The 18719-nt window shown below is 44.6% G+C and carries 9 protein-coding genes; 5 read left to right on the top strand and 4 right to left on the bottom strand.

The window, feature by feature from the left end; translation table 11 throughout:
* Positions 1-213: 213 nt before the first annotated feature.
* From QUA13_RS13315 to QUA13_RS13305, 3 genes are read right to left on the bottom strand one after another with little or no spacing between them, the layout of a single operon-like run.
* A complete protein-coding gene (locus QUA13_RS13315; protein ID WP_333199085.1) occupies positions 214-3870 on the bottom strand; it encodes a helicase in 3657 nt (1218 codons plus the stop codon).
* A complete protein-coding gene (locus QUA13_RS13310; RefSeq protein WP_333199082.1) occupies positions 3867-6908 on the bottom strand; it encodes a hypothetical protein in 3042 nt (1013 codons plus the stop codon). The genes QUA13_RS13315 and QUA13_RS13310 overlap by 4 nt, the downstream gene beginning before the upstream one ends.
* Positions 6909-6921: 13 nt before the next feature.
* On the bottom strand, positions 6922-7191 hold the full coding sequence (locus QUA13_RS13305; RefSeq protein ID WP_333199081.1) for a YciI family protein: 270 nt from the start codon (positions 7189-7191) through the stop codon (positions 6922-6924).
* Between the two features lie 160 nt (positions 7192-7351).
* Here QUA13_RS13305 and QUA13_RS13300 point away from each other — a divergent pair, with 160 nt between their 5' ends.
* Positions 7352-7924: a Uma2 family endonuclease gene (locus QUA13_RS13300; RefSeq protein ID WP_333199078.1), complete on the top strand. Its 573-nt coding sequence runs from the start codon at positions 7352-7354 to the stop codon at positions 7922-7924.
* 68 nt (positions 7925-7992) lie between these two features.
* Here the strand turns inward: QUA13_RS13300 and pheT are convergent, their stop codons facing one another.
* Positions 7993-10437: a phenylalanine--tRNA ligase subunit beta gene (gene pheT / locus QUA13_RS13295; RefSeq protein WP_333199076.1), complete on the bottom strand. Its 2445-nt coding sequence runs from the start codon at positions 10435-10437 to the stop codon at positions 7993-7995.
* Positions 10438-11102: 665 nt separating this feature from the next.
* Here pheT and QUA13_RS13290 point away from each other — a divergent pair.
* From QUA13_RS13290 to QUA13_RS13275, 4 genes are all read left to right on the top strand, one after another.
* Positions 11103-12734 carry a serine/threonine-protein kinase gene (locus QUA13_RS13290; RefSeq protein ID WP_333189426.1) on the top strand — a complete coding sequence of 544 codons (1632 nt, stop codon included), beginning with the start codon at positions 11103-11105 and terminating at the stop codon, positions 12732-12734.
* 228 nt (positions 12735-12962) lie between these two features.
* Positions 12963-16007 carry an MASE1 domain-containing protein gene (locus QUA13_RS13285; RefSeq protein WP_333199074.1) on the top strand — a complete coding sequence of 1015 codons (3045 nt, stop codon included), beginning with the start codon at positions 12963-12965 and terminating at the stop codon, positions 16005-16007.
* Positions 16008-16034: 27 nt separating this feature from the next.
* Positions 16035-17843: a PAS domain-containing sensor histidine kinase gene (locus tag QUA13_RS13280; RefSeq protein ID WP_333199071.1), complete on the top strand. Its 1809-nt coding sequence runs from the start codon at positions 16035-16037 to the stop codon at positions 17841-17843.
* A gap of 294 nt (positions 17844-18137) precedes the next feature.
* Positions 18138-18641 carry a hypothetical protein gene (locus QUA13_RS13275; protein ID WP_333199069.1) on the top strand — a complete coding sequence of 168 codons (504 nt, stop codon included), beginning with the start codon at positions 18138-18140 and terminating at the stop codon, positions 18639-18641.
* The last annotated feature ends 78 nt before the right edge of the window (positions 18642-18719 follow it).

Here is an 18719-nt window from a genome sequence, read left to right as displayed (position 1 = left end):
GCCGTGTCCCTACAATTAATTCAGGTAGGGACACGGCAGTGCCGTCTCCTCTATATAATTCCGGTGGCACCGGAAACGATATGATAGCCAACTGATACCAGTTTCCAACAAGAATGCAACTGTAGGTAAACTCCAAACCCCGATAGTTTTCATTCATTCCCAATCTACAATCTAAAATCTAAAATCTAAAATGGTCTGAAGCACCTACAAGTTTCAGTTTACCTGCTTCGACAAAATTAAATTAAGCACGTTTAACTCGTTGGAACTTAAAAGATATTTATCTGTAAAAATCTTTTCTCTACTTTGCTCTAAACTGTAGCTTCTAAACACAATAAATGGGAAATCTTGATACTTGTGCCCGATCGGCATTACACTATCTACAGGGTAGATCGATCGCACATAAGCCGACAAAATATCCCGAAACCGCCTGTCTTCCGGTTCTTCCAGTTGGCTGTCAGCCAAATACTCCTGCATCTCCTCCCCGCTGACAAAAGCAAACAGGGGTATGGCATAATAGCGATCGAACTGCTGACTCTGCTCTTCAAAATACTGAGTTTTCTCCACATCGCTGTTGAGAAATTGCAATAACTCGATCGCACCTCCTCTAATTGCCGATCGTACATTCTCCGGGTACGACTCGCTATCTCTGATCCGATACATTTTTTGCAACAACTGATTATCTACACACTTCTGAATTTGTTCGCGTAGCCGCATCTGGTATTTTTCCAGCAAATTTTGCTTAGCTAAAGGCACTACCAACAAACAACCGCAAATATAACCACTCTCTAAATTATCATAACTCAGCAAACCATCTAACGGATTGCACTTATCCAAAAACTTCTTGTTAAAATCATCCCGCATTTCCAGGTAGGAATTGCCCTTGTAACGAGAGTTATCAGAATTTCTCAAAACAAACTCCCCACGACCCAAAAGCTCTTCTAAACTCGTATAAACCTCCTTTAGCAACCTATTTCCTCGGATGCTTTCGCTCTTGAGCGTTTTAATTAGAGAAGCCATCTTGTTACTAAAAGTATCCCCCACCGCAGAAACCGACTTACCACCAATCGGAATCATCAAAAACTTTTCCCTACCTAAATTCCCGTACCCGACAATTCGCGTCATCACCGCAGTCTTCAGAATTAGCAGTAAATTCAACAAACTCAATTTGCTTTCTTGTAGGGAAAGTTCCGCATCATCAGCGTAATAAACTGCTGTATCAGACACGTAAAAAACCAACTGCTTGTCTTCACCGTCAAGGGTTTTACCATGTTTATCTTCGCCGCGTCCCCGATAAATCACCTGTATCACTTCCATCAGATTTTTTTCAATCTGGAAGCGCGGAATATCAACTAAAATGTGCTTAGTTTTCGGGAAAGATAAGCCGCGACTTCCCGATGCAGTCATAAAGATTACCTTAGCTGTATCTTTGCACTCCTGTATTTTTGCTTTCTCCTGTTCCGAGATATTCGCGTGAATTTCCAGATAATCTTCAAACTGATTAAATTCTCGTTCTTTTTGAATTTTATCAATCAATTCTGCCAATCTTCGCTTATTCTGAATATAGACTATAATTTGTTCGACACCAGGTTCCACCAATCGCTGATTGATATCCTGAATTATTTCAGACTGTACCCGTTTTACTAAATCATTATCCTCCTTTAAAGACGCATTTTCATTGTATTTAACAGTTTCTACAAATACCTTGTAAGTTATCTCTAAACTGCGGGCGGGGTAGGAATTGGCATTGATTATCGTTGCAGGTAGCCGTTTAAATTCAAAAGGAGTGACTTGTAAAGGTTCAATGACATCCGAATTTTTAGCTAATTTTTTGAAATAGATTTTATCCGGTTCTTGAGATGTGTTTTCAAGGTGTTGTTTAACCACATCCGAGTCAACAATCGAAGCATCTGCTACAATAATTTTAGTATTAAAACCGTGCTGTGGCTTGTGCAACTCATGATTTTTAACCATGTTGGCAATTCCGGCTAAAAACTGAACACCACCGTCATCTCCGGTGATTTCATCGATCATAATGAAGATATGTTTGATGCGGCTGGATATTTCTTGCATCTTGGTGGAGATGACTTGTTTATCCCGTTTGTTATAAGTATCTTGAAATATCTGTTCTAAATAATCTAGGGTACTTTGTCGATTTTCTTTCATTCTCAAAGATTGGATGGAAACCGTAGCTACAATATTATTAGAAGTTTGACAGTTGATTAGGCTATAAATTCCATTGCAAATGCTATTTAGCACTCCCATAGTTTTGAGGCTAGCTGGTTCAATTACAGTTTCATTTTTTCTGGTAATTTGTTGCTGGTGGTATTCTTTTGCCTGATTTTCTGGATTGTCTTTGAGAAAATTAACCGTTTTTTGTGCAAAGTTTTCCTTGCGGCTATTCGAGCTATACTTGACTGTACGCTTTCCCGAATAGCTGGCGATAACATCGGAGTTTGTGTTAATACAGAATAGACGATCGTCGCACAGCAAACCAGTATTTTTATCTTGGAATTTTTCTATAATATCCAAGTTTACTTGCTTGCGGGGACTGACGTATAAGAATAAGAAACCGTCATTAATATGGGTTTTCAGAAAATTGGCGATCGCAGTTGTTTTCCCAATTCCCGGATTCCCCGTCAAAAAGATATAAGTTTCATCAGATTGAAGCGCTTTCACAATCAATTCAGCGTGAGCATTCCTCAAATGCAAACCGCGAGCAATTTGCAATTCATCTGCCAGTTTATCTGATATAATATCGATTGAATTAACAAAATTCTCGATTTTCTCTGTATGACATACAGGTTCAGTGGCATTTTTCCCAATTCCTAACAGAGAATCGACAAATTTTCTGCCTTCTTTGAAACTGCGAGCCGCGTTGAGTTGAATCACATCCAAAACTTCGCTGCGAGCATCGCTGATTTCTTGCTTCCTAGATTCATTTTTGTAAATTTCAGAACAAGTTGCTAACAGCTTAAGTTTGTCCGTGCGTAGGGAAATTGTGCTAATATTGCGATCGCCATAACCAACCACATTAAACAAAACCTCAGCATCACTTGAAATTATACCTGTTTGTTGCAAAAATCCATAGAAGCTGTGAGCGTAGCTACCCGCCTGAATCAGCTTAGCGCTTTCCTTATCCTTATACTTAAAAGCTGTAAAAAAGCGTTTTAAATCCTCCGAGAAATCCACACCTAAAGTGCTGGTATCCATCCGCAGATTAGAAAACACACTTTTCGATCGCAAATAGCTAATTTCTCTCATCAAATATTTGCGTATCACCTCTATTTCATTGATATCCTCCGTTTTTGGAGCTAGCGTCGGAGAAAACACAGACAAATCAACGCAGAGAATTCTAAAATCATTTCCATACTGTAACAGCATCAGCGTATCAGCCTGCAAAAACTCACCCTTTTTCGAGTAGCGGCGGATGTACGAGTTAATCTCCTCATCTGATAAACTAAGTTGGGCAGGTGTCAACTGAGACAATAACTCTTTAAACGCTTCTTTATCACCCTTGTTATAGGTTCTGATACTGTTAGCATCACTAAAACTGCACTGACAATAAACAATTTTCAACCGCTGCAAATTCCAGCCAGTAGAGTTGACGTACTCCCGGAAAAAATTCAACCCACCCAAAAAACCTTTTTGGACAAAGAACAAACTCCATTTTTCAACGATTTCAGCATCTAAACTAGCCAGAAGATTGGCTTCCCTAACGATTTCCGCCGTCATCTTTGGCAATTTGAGCCTCTGCAAATCGAGACGGTAGGAATCCCCAAAATTGTGACTTAAATTTTCCCGCTGAATATATGCCAGAATCCCGATATTGAATCCCACCTCAAACAGCCGTCCAAAATCTTCACCGATCATAATTGTGTACTTCCCTTAGTGACATTTAATACTTCTCTTACTTTATTCAAAAAAGCCAGCGAGTTAAACTTAGCATTCCCGCCTGCATGAGGAAAAATAGATAAAGCACCAACCGAATCATCTCCGATAATCCGCTCGTAGGGATCAAGTTTTAAACTAATATTGTGGAGAGCTTCATACCTAGAAAAGTGGAAAATTGTTAGATAATGCAGCAAAGTATCTTTAATTTCACCCTCATATATCAAACCTTGGTGAAGGTCTTGGTCATCTAGAATGCCGTCGTATATATGCAACAGTGTCGAGTAGGAAATCACGCCGTTGTAAAAGTTTTTTTCTCCGGGCTGCTTGACTTTAATCCCGTTAAACAAGTTAAAAAACATCACAGCTTGCTGATTACCTTTGGCAGACAAGCTTTCCAGTTCCATTGTATCTTGAATGTAAAAAGATTTTCCTTTATCACCTAGGAAACTGCGGACATAGTATTTATCAAAAAACATCGGATAAATTTTGATATCTCGGCGCTCTCCCTTCAAAGTTCGGAGTAATTTTTTTGACATGAAAGACATTTCTTCATCTTCATCAGTCTTGGTAATGTGCAGCGTACTCATGTAAGGTGCTTGGGAAATGTATGCAAAATTCCGATATCCTTGCTGATAAAGCTGACTCATGACATCTTCAAGAATTACAGGTTCAGTATAAAGGCGACTGACACTGTAATTCTCAGAAAAAGTTTTCAGCATTTCGACTTGAATTGTGGTGTCATCTAGGCGGTTAATTCCGACAACTTCTCCGATTAAGCTGGCTTGTCTTTGGAAGCGGTTTTGATTACCTCTTCTGGCATCGCTATCCCGACTGGAGACGACAATAATTGCTAACTTATCCAACTCGGGAGATAGCTGCACATTGTCAAAGCGAAACTTTTTAGGAAGGATGGAATACATTGAACTCAAACCGTTACGGACACGAAAACCATCTACTCTTTCTCTAATCCGAAATCCTTGAGAAGTTGAGCGGTGTTTTTCACTCAAAATGTGAGATAATGTTTTGGAAAGTTTAGCCATAAATTCTTCAGATGGCGAAGGGTGTTTAGGGTCGCCTTCGTGGAGCCTCGCCATCGGAATAAACAAGTTTTCTGCCTTATTTTCTAGTAGTATTCTCATACAGATATAAGACAGCAACAACATGGTAAACTTATAGACAAAAGCCGCCGCCAATTGTAACCCTTTATCGCCACTCTCTAGTCGTTTGTCGTCATAGGGAAACAAGACTAATTTGGTATTAAAATGGTCTTTGTAGATGTCTCTAGAACGCTGGGCTTTAGGTGCAGAAAGTACAGGTAAAACATCGACACCTTCGATATTATATTCCATGCTGAAAGTTTGGCGTTCATCAGTAGGGAAATAGCGGACATCTTCAATGGTAATATTAACTGGTAACTGACAAATGGCTGTGGCGCTGACAGTGGGCGGTTCGACGGCAATATAATGGAGTGTTTGCTTGTAGTTTCGCTCCATAATATCATTGAAAAATTTACCATTCCTCATATTGTCAATGTTTTCTAACAGACCCATTTTGAGGGTTACGTGTCGCGTTTCTGTTCGACTGGGTAAAATTGTCTGCCGTTCCAGAAAGCCTTTCAGCATTTTTTTGAGATGGCTGATTTTGTGTCTAATATTAAACTTCTTAAACCCTTCGATGAAGTTACGAAATAGCTCTCTTTTTGCTTCGTCGTCAGAACCTTGTAGGATTGGTAATACTCTTTGTTCAAAAATTGCGATCGGGTGATGATTTAGTTCAGCTTCAGCGTCGTAGTTTTGTGCTAGCGGATCGTGGCGAGAAGCAAACACAAAATAGTACAGCAAGGCTATTCTTAACACCTTGCGGGCGAAGGTTTCGGTAATTGAATCTATGGAATCTTCCCCAATTGCTGCTTGGTGTTCTTCACTATCTGGGTTTAGTAGATTCAGATAATATTCAAATGCTTCTTTTCCGCCGCGGGCTTGAACTGGGTTGTTAAATTTGATTTTGAGACCAAAGATAAACTTACGTTCGCTTTGAGGAGTGTCGGTGCTTTCTCCTAAGTTCCCTTCTACAATTGGAATAATTGGCAGTGCATCTAAAACTTCTGCTCTGGCAAAAATCTCTCTGTAATTAAATCGAAATCCTGCATAACTTACTTCGTATTCGCCATCGGTTTTACTGCTATCGTTGATATATTTTTCTAGTAATCTGAGGCGACGAATCAAGTCTTCTAAATAGATGATGCCTCTACTATCTGTACTGCTAGCACGGATGTGTTCTAGCAGATACTCCAAATAACTAATTTTCGCTTCTTTATTAAGTTTTCCGAGGGTTTCTTTGTCTACCAGTCGGATCAATTTGTGAAAATCTGAGTCTGGATTTTTAACCATCTCATCAAGACGATGGTTAAGTTCTTGCCTATCGTCGCTATTCTCGGCATTTTCCCTAATGTAGTTTTCCAAAGCGTCCTTTAGCTGTTGTTTAAAAATATCGGTGTTTCGCACACCAATCGTCAATTTATGCAGTTTTAAAGTCGCGTGGCTGTCAGAATCGAGGCGTTGCAAAGTTAGCTTTTCTTTTTCTAAAGAAGTGTGGCGTTTGCCAAAATCGTATTTAAAACCTAACTCTTGACCGCTTCCCCGAAAAGAGGGTGAATTTAAAGGAGTAATTAAGCTGGCAACAAAGTTTTCTAGAGAAGCATTTTGTGGCAATTTGGCTCCTAAGTGCTGCCGCAAACACTCTTTAATCTGCCTGACTCGATCGCCAAAATGCTCCTCAACTTGCGGCGGAAAATTAACCGTAGCAGCATCTGCTTGACGTTCAAAGGAACCCAAGGGGGTCCGCACTTGCATTTTTGCAACATCAGCAGCAATGGCATCAATATCGACGATCAGACGGCGGCGATCATCTGATATATTAAACGGATTTTTTGCCTGCAAAATTTCTAAAATCTTGTCCAGCAAATCGCCATAGTCTACTGGAACTAAATCGTTGTCATCCAATCTTAAGATGTTCACCCTGTTAACCCCTTCAAAAAGCTTGAATCCACTCTTTCACGTCGTATTCTGTCCAAACCCCATTTACCCAATAAGGATCGGTTTCAACCAATTGTCGCACAGCCGCCTCGTCTTCGGCTTCGTAAATTGCAAAAATTTTAGTTAAATCTTTTGTAGGCCCGATCGTACTTAACACACCCGATTCCTTCTGCTTAGCCAATCCGGCTAAATGAGCGTCTCGAAACGGAGCGCGTTTTTCGATAACGTCTTCGCAGTAACTTCCCCACATCACATATTTGGTCACGATTTTGAGCCTCAGATAAATTTGTTTAAAAGTTATTGTACAATAAGAGTAAGAGGATTTAACGAAAATTTTAAGAATAAGATTAATGAGCCGCAGAGGTCGCAGAGGGCGCAGAGGAAGAGGGTAAACAGAGATGATTCTTAGATAGGAGAAGATTGCTATGACTTTATTAGACCTTCGTTTGTTGACGGTTCAAGAGTATCACCGCATGGCAGAAATTGGTATTTTTGAGGAAGACGAACGAGTAGAATTATTGGCAGGACAAATAGTAAAGATGGCAGCAAAAGGAACAGCACATGGTGCAGCGGTGAAACGCACAGAGAAGTTACTAGAGAATCGTTTGGGAAATCGAGTTTTGGTGCGACTGCAAGATCCAGTTCGGTTAAATAATTTCTCGGAACCTGAACCTGATATTGCTGTAGTTGTACCAGATCCACTTTACTATGAAGAGTATCACCCAACTCCTTCTGAAGTTTATCTAATTATTGAAGTTGCTGATACCACACTGAGAACTGATTTGGGGATTAAAGCGACTATTTATGCTCAGTCTGGAATTGCTGATTATTGGGTTTTGGATGTTAGTAATCGGCAACTTCACGTATTTCGAGAGCCGAGTCAGGATGGTTATCAAAGTATAGTAGTTCTTGGGGATGATGCGAGCATTTCTCCTTTGCATTTTCCCGATATTTCCTTTATGGTTGGGGATATGTTGCGACCATTGGTGTCAATTTAACGCTTTTTCTCTGAGTCCGGCAGGGAATTCATTCCCTGCCGGCCGACCTTGGTGAGTAGCGGTCTATTTTAGCTTCTCAAACTAACGCCGAATTTTTCAACTAAAACATCGCGCACTTTTTGTTGTGCCGGTTCGACATCGGTTTCGCTCAAAGTTCGATCGCCCGCGCGGTAAACTAACCGAAAAGCCAAACTCCGCTGGCCCGCCGGTACGTTGTCGCCCCGATATTCGTCGAACAGTTCCACCGAATCCAGCAAACTACCCGCCGCCTTTTTCATCGCACTCTGCATCTCAACCACCGCAACCTCTACAGGCGCGAAAAATGCAATATCTCTGTCAGAAGCGGGGAAACTCGAATAACCCGCAAACTTGCGAGTCGAAATGCTCGATCGCCCTAATTCAGTTAACAGCACCGCTAAATCTAATTGAAACACGTAAACTTGCTCAGGCAAATCCTTTTCTTGCTGCAATTGCGGGTGCAACTGTCCAAAAACTCCTAAATGTTTCCCGTTTAACGATAACGCAGCAGTGCGGCCCGGATGCAAGCGTGTATTCGAGGAATCGCTTTGATATTCCACCGACAAACCCAACTCTTGAAATGCGCTTTCCAAAATACCTTTTGCCTCAAACCAACTCAAAGGTCGATCGCGCCCGGACTGCTGCCATTTCCACACAGTCGGATCGCCGCCGATAATTCCCGCAACTGCATCGGCTTCCTTCATTGCATCCCCATCTTTCCAGAAAATGCGGCCGACTTCAAAACCGTTTAGCGCCCCATTTCCCTGTTCCAAATTGTACCCGAAAGCATCAATCAAACCCGACAGCATCTCAGTCCGCAAAGCCGAATACTCCACAAACAGCGGATTCGCCAGCACCACCTGATTGTCTCCCTCAGTTTTCACCAAAGAATAGTGCATCAGTTCCGTCAACCCGGCCGCCCGAAAAGCCGATCGCACATTCCGAATTGCCGCATATTCTGGTGACAGATAACCGGGTTCCGTTTTGCTGGGCAAAGTATCGCAGAAATTGTCATAACCGTGGAGTCGGGCAACTTCTTCAATTAAATCGATTTCCCTTTCTAAATCGCGGTAGCGGTAAGGAGGAACTGTTATCCCAAACACCCGTTCTTTTTCCGTTGGAACAACTTCGCATCCCAAGGCTGTGAGAATGTTTTTCACCTCTTCCGGTTCCAGATATTTAGAACCGCCCGTTTCTCCTCTTTTCAACTGGCCCAAAACCAGATTTACTCGGTCTAAACGCAATTCGAGCGATCGCGAAAAACTCAAATCATCGCCCGAACTCGCCGTTTTCTGAACCGTCGCAGCGCCTCCAGCCAACTCCAAAATTAAAGCTACAGCGCGGTTGCAAGCAGTCGTCAAAGCCGCCTGATTCACCCCCCGTTCGTAGCGGATCGATGCCTCGCTCCGCAAGCCTTGAGCGCGCGCAGAACGGCGAATCGTTGCCTGGTCAAAAATCGCTGCTTCTAAAACTAAATTTTGCGTTCCTTCGTGAACTTCCGTATCTTCGCCGCCCATTACCCCAGCTAAGGCAACAGGTTTGTCGCTAGCAGTAATTAACAGATTTTGAGCTTGCAAATTGCGGTTTTGTCCGTCCAAAGTTTTGAAGGATTCCCCTGATGAAGCAAAGCGGACGCCGATGCTGATATCTTGAGTACCGGTGAAAGATTGTAGGCGATCGCGATCGAAAGCGTGCAGCGGCTGGCCCCATTCCAGCAAAATGTAATTAGTCACGTCAACCACATTATTAATCGGCCGCACTCCCGCCGCCTGCAACCGCTGCTGCAACCAAGCTGGAGAAGCAGCAATTTTCACACCTTCAATTGCCGTGCCGATGTAAATCGGGCATCCTTGCGGTTCCGATATTTCTACTGCCAAAGCAGGACTTTCTTTGCCCTGAATCGCCACACCATTCGCTTCGGGAATTCTCAAACTCGCCCCAGTCAGCGCCGCCACCTCCCGCGCCACGCCCACCATGCTCAAAGCGTCAGCACGGTTGGCAGTTGCTGTCAAGTCTAAAATCACGTCGTCTAAACCCAAAAGCGGGCGAATATCGCTGCCCAATTCGGGATTTTCTAACTCGAAAATGTGAATGCCTGCTGACTCTTTAGCCAGTCCCAATTCTGCCAGAGAACAAATCATTCCTTCGGAAGGAACGCCCCGCAATTTAGCAGGTTTAATCTTTAAATCAATAGTCGGCAGAAAAGTTCCGACAACAGCGACAGGCACGTAAATGTCTGCTCTAGCGTTGGGTGCGCCGCAAACAATATTCAAAGCTTGTGAAGAGCCGACATCCACTTGACAAACTCTCAATTTGTCTGCATTCGGATGCTGTTCGCAGGCGATGATTTTGCCCAAAACTACACCGCTTGCCCAAGGGCGGCGGTCTTCGATATCTTCGACTTCAAACCCGGCCATTGTCAGGGTTTCGGCTAATTCTTCCGGGGATATCGACACATCCACCAATTCCCGCAGCCAGTTTAGAGAAATACGCATAATTTAGTCAGTAGTTAGTTGTCAGTGCTCGGTAGTTATTAGTCATTAGTCTGCGCCGGCAGGCTTCGACTGTGCAGTCACAGAATTGATTCGGCAAAGCCTTTATTACCATAATAATTTAATTTTGTCAATAGTTTTGTGGTATACATAAGCAAAAACGAGCGATCGGTCACTTATGTTGATGGCTGCTGGGGCGATTAGTAACATTCTCATTCAGATAATGAGGTATGCTAGAAATATCTCACAGTGCAAAGATCTATATTTCGGACAGTTTTTGATTGCCAACCTTAGAATAAGGGTTTCAAGGCGATTCGGCAAGTTCGCTACCAACGGAAAATCGAGGGTGTCAGATTACTAACTAAAAACTGTCCGGACTCTTGAAAGCTCACCTAAGTGTAGGAAGACTTTACACAAAAAAGGACAAATTTAGCAAGTCTTTAAACTATTTTCAAGGATCATCCACAGAAAAAACTCACAGCAGCTAGATAATCAAAATAGGGAAAAGATATCTGCCTAAAAGACTTAGGTGCAATTCCAATTCGCAACCGGACGCACGGCCATCCGACAACTGATAGATCAGTATTTCTACCAGAAGCAGGAACAGGCAATTTGTGCAGTCAAGCGACGCTGGCAAAATCAGAAAAACATAGGCAAACTCAATTAACATGAGCTACTGCGTAAATCCGGGCTGTCCCCATCCTCAAAACCCTGCTGACTCTATTCTTCAGTGTCAGACTTGCGGTGCGCGGTTATTGCTGCGCGCTCGCTACCGAGTCACTGAACCTTTAGGACAAGGAGGTTTTGGAGCTACATTTCTGGCAAAAGACATATCATTGCCCGGTCAACCGAGTTGCGTGGTTAAGCAACTGCGACCCAGTAGTTCGTCGCCGCGAGTTTTAGAAATGGCGCGGGAATTATTCAAGCGAGAAGCGAAAACCCTCGGCCAACTGGGCGACCACCCGCAAGTACCGAGGCTGCTAGACTATTTTGAAACCGAACAGCAATTTTACTTAGTTCAAGAGTATGTTAAAGGCTCGACTTTGAAACAAGAAGTCAAGCAGTCAGGCCGTTTCAACGAATCGGACGTTAAAAATTTTCTATTAGAAATTCTGCCAGTAGTGCAATATATCCACAGCCAAGGAGTAATTCACAGAGACATCAAACCCGCAAATATTATTCGCCGAGTTCAAGACAGCCACTTAGTTCTGATTGACTTCGGAGCGGTAAAAGATCAAGTCAGCCAAACAATATTATTAGACCCTGCTGACCAAAGCGCCAACACGAAATTTTCAGTCGGCACATTTAGTTTCGCTCCCCCGGAACAAATGGCACTGCGGCCGATATTTGCCAGCGACATCTACGCTGTGGGCATGACTTGCTTGTACTTGCTCACAGGAAAGTCGCCCAAGGATTTAGATTTTGATGGAGTAACTGGCGAAATTGTTTGGCAGCCCCACGTTCAGGTAAGCCCAAATTTTGCACGGATTCTCGAAAAAATGCTCAAGCCGATGGTTGGACACCGCTTCCAATCGGCAGCAGATGTCCTCAGAGCTCTCTCGGGCCAATTTGAAGACCCAACTCTGATGGACGGTTTGGCAACTCAATTTAACGGCTCTTCTCGTACCGTTGAAGAACCGACAATATTTAATGACGCGGGTTCTTCGTGGTCACCGCCTCAGAACAAAATCAATCAAGATTTACGATCGAACCAAAGCCGCATTGGTAGAACTTCCTTTAGCCAATCCGGGAACACGGGGATGCAGCCCAGAGTTTCCCGAACTCTGGCTGAGTCCGGCAGAACTTTCGGAACGGTTGCACCTTCCAGCGACAATTTAGCAGGGCCAAAGGTAACGAAAGCTGTTGTTAAGTGGGACACCAACAGCTTGCGAGCGGCATATTTTAAAGGCAAGCGCGATTTTGCTGACTGCGAACTGTCTGGCCTGCAACTGCAAAAATTGCAGCTAGCGGGGGGGAATTTTTATCAGGCCAGGTTGGTGAAGGCTAATTTGCAAGCAGCGGATTTGTCGGGGGCAAATTTGGGTCACGCGAGGTTAATTAAGGCGAATTTGCGAGATGCTAACTTGACTGAGGCTTATTGCAGCACTGCCAATTTTGAAGGCGCGGATTTCCGAGGTGCTGACTTGACGGGGGCTTATTTGGCTAAGGCGAATTTGCGGGGAGCAAATTTGTGCGGGGCGAATCTTACCAACGCTACAGTTTCTGAGGAACAATTGGCAATGGCAAAGACCAATTGGCTTACTGTTAAGCCGGATGGCAAACGGAGTTTTGGATTTTAAGAAGTCATTAGTCAGTAGTCAGTAGTCAGTAGTCAGTAGTCAGTAGTCATTAGTCAGTAGTCATTAGTTAGTGGGTAGCTGCTACGAATAACAGTCAACAGTCAACAGTCAACAGTCAACAGTCTACTCCCCACTCCCCCAGTCAGGTGAGTCGCCAGGAGGAAGCACGATCGCCCCAAAGCAGCCTAAATTAAAAACTAGGAATGGAGGATTAGATCGCATCTAAACATGAAACTGCTCAACCGCCGCACTCGACCGCTTCTCTACGCCGGTATCCTGGCTCTGACCTACTTTGTTACCGGAAAACTCGCAGCGTCGATGCTGGGGCTGGTAAAAGCCGAAGCCTCCCCCGTGTGGCCGCCTGCCGGTATTGCTCTAGCGGCGCTGCTACTGCAAGGGCGACGGATGTGGCCGGGAATTGCCCTCGGTTCGGTGCTGTTAAACTCTACCGCCAGTATACCGTCCGCCGTCATTGTCACATCGGCATTTAGTGTCACCTTGCAAGCGCTGGCTGGAGAGGCTTTGCTGAGGGAGAGCGGATTTTCTACCAAACTCGATCGACTGCGAGATGTTCTGGGTTTGGTGGCCGGCGCTGTCATCGGGTCTACTTTCATCGGCTCTACCCTCGGCAACTTGGGAACGTGCATTTTTGGTTGGGATCAGTGGAGCAATTTCTCTCAGAACTGGTGGACTACGTGGCTCGGAGACGGGATGGGAATTTTGATCGTGACGCCCGTGCTGCTGACTTTGAACCACGCCGTTAACAGTTTTAAATTTCCAATAAAATCCCGCATTATTTCAACTTTTATCGCATTTTTTAACAGACAGAATAATCAACTACCAATTAGTAATCGCAGACACACATTTTCTGCAACTGAAAACCGTTATAATCTAATATTTTTAATTATTAATTATTCAGAAATAGCGCTGTGGCTGACTCTATTGCTGAGCGTGAGCTGGCTGTTTTTTTGCTCAAAAACACAGGCGGCGATCGCTCAGTATCCGCTGGAGTATCTGCCTTTTCCTCTAATAGTTTGGGCAGCCCTGCGGTTTCAACCGGCGGGAGCTATTTTTGCTTATTCGATCGTCTCTTGCATCGCGATTTGGGGAGCAGTACAGGGAGGCGGCCCGTTTTTGGCCAAAAGCGATAATCTCAAACAGGCAGTTTTGTTTTTACAAGCTTTTACCGGTACGATCGCCCTTGTGGCTCTGATGTTGGCCGCCGCCGTAGCAGAACGCCAGCAAGCGCTGGTGGAGGTGCGCCGCACAGCCGCCATGCTTCGCGATCGCGAAGCTAGTTTAGCCAACGCTCAGCGCATCGCTCACTTGGGAAATTGGGATTTAAATTGCGCCGCCCTCACAGCAACTGACAACTGCGAAGAATCCGCAGAACATGATATATCCAATATCGAATTGCTGTGGTCAAACGAACTTTACCGCCTCTTGGGTTTTGCTCCGGGAACTGTCAAACCCACACCAGAAGTTTTTTTGCAGGCGGTACATCCAGAAGACCGAGAATTGGTGGCGCGATCGCAGCGCCAAGCTATGTTTGAGCGCCAAGCCTATTGCATTAACTACCGAATTGTGCTGGCAGATGGGTCCGAACGCACTGTCTGCGAACAGTCGGCAATTGAGTCAGGGGCGATCGCCGCCACAGTCCAAGACGTTACCGAACGCCACAGCGCGGAAGAGGCTTTGCGGGCGTCCTCCGATCGCGATCGCTTGCTCTCAGAAATCGCCCTGCGAATTCGCCACTCCCTCAACATCGAAGAAATTCTCAACACTACTGTTGCCGAAGTCCGGCAATTTTTCAAGGCAGACCGCGCTTTCATCGGTATTATGGACGTGGAGGGGGTACATCTTCCTAGCCCGGTGTACGGTAAGGTTGTGGCCGAGTCTGTGGATGCCCAATGCCGTTCTCTTTTGGGGTGGGCACTCGCTGACGAGAATCACCTCGAAACCCAGAGAACTTTTTATGCTAACAACCGCGTCCGAGCTATCTCCGATACTGCTAGCGTTCAACTCAGCGTTCCAATTGGCCAATTGTACAGCGACTATCAAATTCGCGCGACGTTAAATGTGCCGATCTTTCTGGGGGATCAATTGTTCGGGATCTTGGCCGTCAACCAGTGCTCGGGGCCCCGCCAGTGGCAGGAATTTGAAATTGATTTGTTGGAAAAACTCGCTACCCAAGTGGCGATCGCTCTCCAGCAAGCCCAACTTTTGCAGCAGGTTAAAGATCTCAATGCCAACTTGGAATCTCAAGTGGAGGAACGCACCCGCCAACTACAGCAAAAAATGCACGAACTGCAAGAAAGCAACCGCCTGAAAGACCTATTTTTGCACGCAGTTTCTCACAATCTCCGCACTCCAGTTATGGGAATGTTAATACTGCTAAAAAATTTGCTCAACAAATCGCCCTCAGAATCTCTACAAGATGTTCCGGTTTCTCGATCGATTTTGCAGCGCATCGTTCAGGCCAGCGAACACCAGTTGACTATGGTTAATGCCCTGCTCGACGCTCACGCTAGCGAGGTCAAAGGTATTGTTATCAATACTGTACCGCTGCATTTGCCGTCTTTAGCTTCAGCCCTTATTGCCGATTTAGAACCGATGCTGGCCAAAAATCAAGCAACTTTGACTCAGGAAATCCCGGCGGATTTACCACAAGTCAATGCCGATCGCCAACACTTGCAGCGAGTGCTAGAAAATCTGTTGACTAATGCTATTAAACACAATCCTCCGGGAGTCAATATAACTTTTAAAGCCGAGGTAATTGCAGTTGAAACAGCGCTAAGTTATGAAGGAAATTCCCAGGCTTTAACCTCGCCCAATAATCCGCTTGCCCGCTGTATCGCTAACGGGATATCTGCTGCGGGCGATCGTCCTAGGATGTGCGATACCACCCAGAAAAATCAGGAAACCCTGGCCAAATTCAACCTCGACGGCAGTTGCAAAATGCCCCGCTATCAGGGCCAAATTGGCAATATCGGCAGCAAATTGCCCGGAGTCACCGTAAAAATGGTTCGCTGTACTGTAACAGATAATGGAGTGGGAATCAGCGCCAAACAGCGGGAATCTCTGTTTGAACTTTACGTTCAAGACCCTAATAGCCGACAATTAACAGGGCTGGGTTTGGGACTGTACCTCTCCAAGCAAATTATCAAAGCTCACGGCGGCTCCATCGGCGTCGAAAGCACTCCCGGAGAAGGCTCGACTTTCTGGTTTTCGCTACCTGCTGTCAACTCGGACGATCCCTCTTTCCCACTCTAAAATCTAAAATTTAAAATCTAAAATGGTATGAGCTATTTGGGCAATGCAAAATCAGTTCAGGCGTCAACGGTTTACGAGGTGTGGCGCGATCGCTTCCTCCGAGAACGGCTGCGCCCTGCTGTCGGAATTGCCATCTTTTTTGCCTTCACAATAACGGTCTATTTTCTGGGCGAAAGATTCTTCGCTCGCCAGGAGTTTAAAAGTGTTTATTTGTACACGAGTGCTGCTGTAGAATTGGGTTTGTTGACCTGTTTTGTGTTGCAAAAGACCTCCTTCGGACAGCGCTATCCCGGTTTGCTGTTTTTGGGTTTTTCGTGGTCGCTGACGGTGGTTGTACAGCTTGGGCTAGCTGTCGCACAAGCCGGGGAATTACCAATTTTTACCTGGATTTTAGCGTTTCTGATCCAAGCTACGCTGATGCCCGTCCGCTGGCGCCTCCACCTGATTTCTCAACTCGGCGTTTTGTGTTGCCACGTCGGGATAAATTTGGTTTTAAATCTAAGTTTTGCTAAGTATACTCCTTTTAAGTTGACCGGGTTGTACTTATATTTGTTTTGGTTTTGTTTGATTTGCGATTTGTCGGTTTATTGGTACGAATGTCTGCAACGGAAAGAGTTTAGTACCAGGCGCGAGTTGGAATCTGCTTACCAGCAGTTGGAAGAGGCGGAGGCGAAGTACCGCAGCATTTTTGAGAATGCGGGCGAGGGGATTTTTCAAAGCACTCCCGATGGCCGTTATATTACTGCAAATCCAGCTTTGGCGAGGATTTACGGCTGCGATTCCCCGGAAGAAGTGACGGCAAAGTTTACTGATATTGAGCGGCAGTTGTACGTCGATCCGGCTCGCAGAAATGAGTTTTTGCGATCGATCGAGGAAAGCGGGATAGTATCCGATTTTGAATCTAAAATTTACCGCTCAGACGGCAGTATTGTCTGGATTTCCGAGAAGGCGCGGGCGGTACGGGACAACAGCGGCTCTCTGCTTTATTATGAGGGTTTAATTGAGGATATCACGCAGCGCAAACAGGCACAAGAATCGCTGCGGCTGTTTATCCACGCTCTTTCTCACGACTTGCGAAACCCGGTAGCGGGAATGTTAATGGTGCTGAAAAATTGGCAGACGAAAACTGGGGATTCGATCGCAATTCCCCGTTCTGTTTTGGAGCGGATGATTCAAGGTAGCGAGCAGCAGTTGCGGTTGATAAATTCGCTTTTGGAAGTTCACGCTGGGGAATTGCGCGGTTTTGTTTTGCACTGCGATCGGGTTGATTTGAGGGGGGTCGTTGAAGCTGCTGCGGCCGATTTGGAGCCTTTAATGAATGAGGCTCAAGCTAATTTTAAAAATTTGGTACCAGATGATTTTCCCGCCGTGAATGCTGACACTACTCAGTTAAGGCGTGTGTTTTATAATTTAATTTCTAATGCTTTAAAACACAATCTGCCCGGACTGAATTTAACGGTTTCCGCTCAAGTAATCAAGGCGGAAAAATTAATTGTAAATCAAAAACAAGCAAAACAAGACACCGACAAATTACCGATTACCACTCCACAATCCCCAATCCCTAATTATCAATCCCCAATCCCTAATTCTCCAAGTAGCATGATTTACTGTACCGTTGAAGATGACGGGGTGGGAATATTGCCGGAACAGTGCGAATATCTTTTTGACCTCTACGTTAGGGGTTATCAATCCCGACACTCCCTTGGTTTGGGTTTGGGTCTATATCTTTGCCGACAAATTATTGGCGCTCACGGCGGGGAAATTGGGGTAATTAGCAGTCCAGGTGCAGGGGCAACTTTTTGGTTTACTTTGCCGCTGGCTGAGAATTCCCGGTAATTTTTTTGTATGTTTAATTACATTTAATCTAACAACAGCGCCCGACATTTAGAACCTTCTTAATTGCTGAAACCGTTGCGAAATATTCCTTCTTCCTTCTGCCTCCTGCCTTCTGCTCTACTTTGGTTGTACGGTCGAAGGCGGCTTTTTGAGCGGCCGGGACCAAATTAGTCGATCGAACTATTGATATTAATTTAAAACCGTGCTATAGTAACCAAAATGTTTTTACTACAAAAAAACATTTTCACATTTTATTTAGAAATAGCATTTAATCTAGAAAATCTATAAAACTAGATGAAAGACCTGCAATTTATGGTCCACAAAAGCTCAGAAAATACAGCTAAAGACGATGCAGCTAAGTACGACTCAGCTAAATATAACGAGCGGTCGTTCTCAACTTTAATGCGGGCACTCCGTCTTTCCCAAGGTTACTTTTCTTTCGTTTTAGTCCACTGCAACTCGCTGGCTTTGCGGCAGCAAATAGTCGATCGGCTGCAAGCAACTTGTGCCGTCAAACCGCGGCAACTGTTTTTGCCCGAATCGGCAACAACTCTCTACAGGACAATAGCAGCAGAACTAGATGGGGAACAGCCTACAGCTTTAATGATCCTCGGTTTGGAATCAGTGCAGGCGATCGATAGATTGCTCGTTTCTACCAACCTACTATGCAGCGAATTCAGCAAAACATTTTCCTTTCCCGTCGTCTTTTGGGTGACGGATGAACTCCTGAGAAAAATTGTTCGCACCGCCCCGGATTTATACAATCGGATGACGACAATTAGATTCATCAGTCAGTAGTAACTGGAGTTTAGACTAAGCACAAATTTACTCAGAAGGAGCTGAGTAGAAATTATGGTGAATTTAGAGAGAGATTCC

The organism is Microcoleus sp. S28C3, from assembly GCF_036700785.1.
Lineage (GTDB): Bacteria > Cyanobacteriota > Cyanobacteriia > Cyanobacteriales > Microcoleaceae > Microcoleus > Microcoleus asticus.
This window is presented reverse-complemented; position numbering and strand designations above follow the sequence as displayed.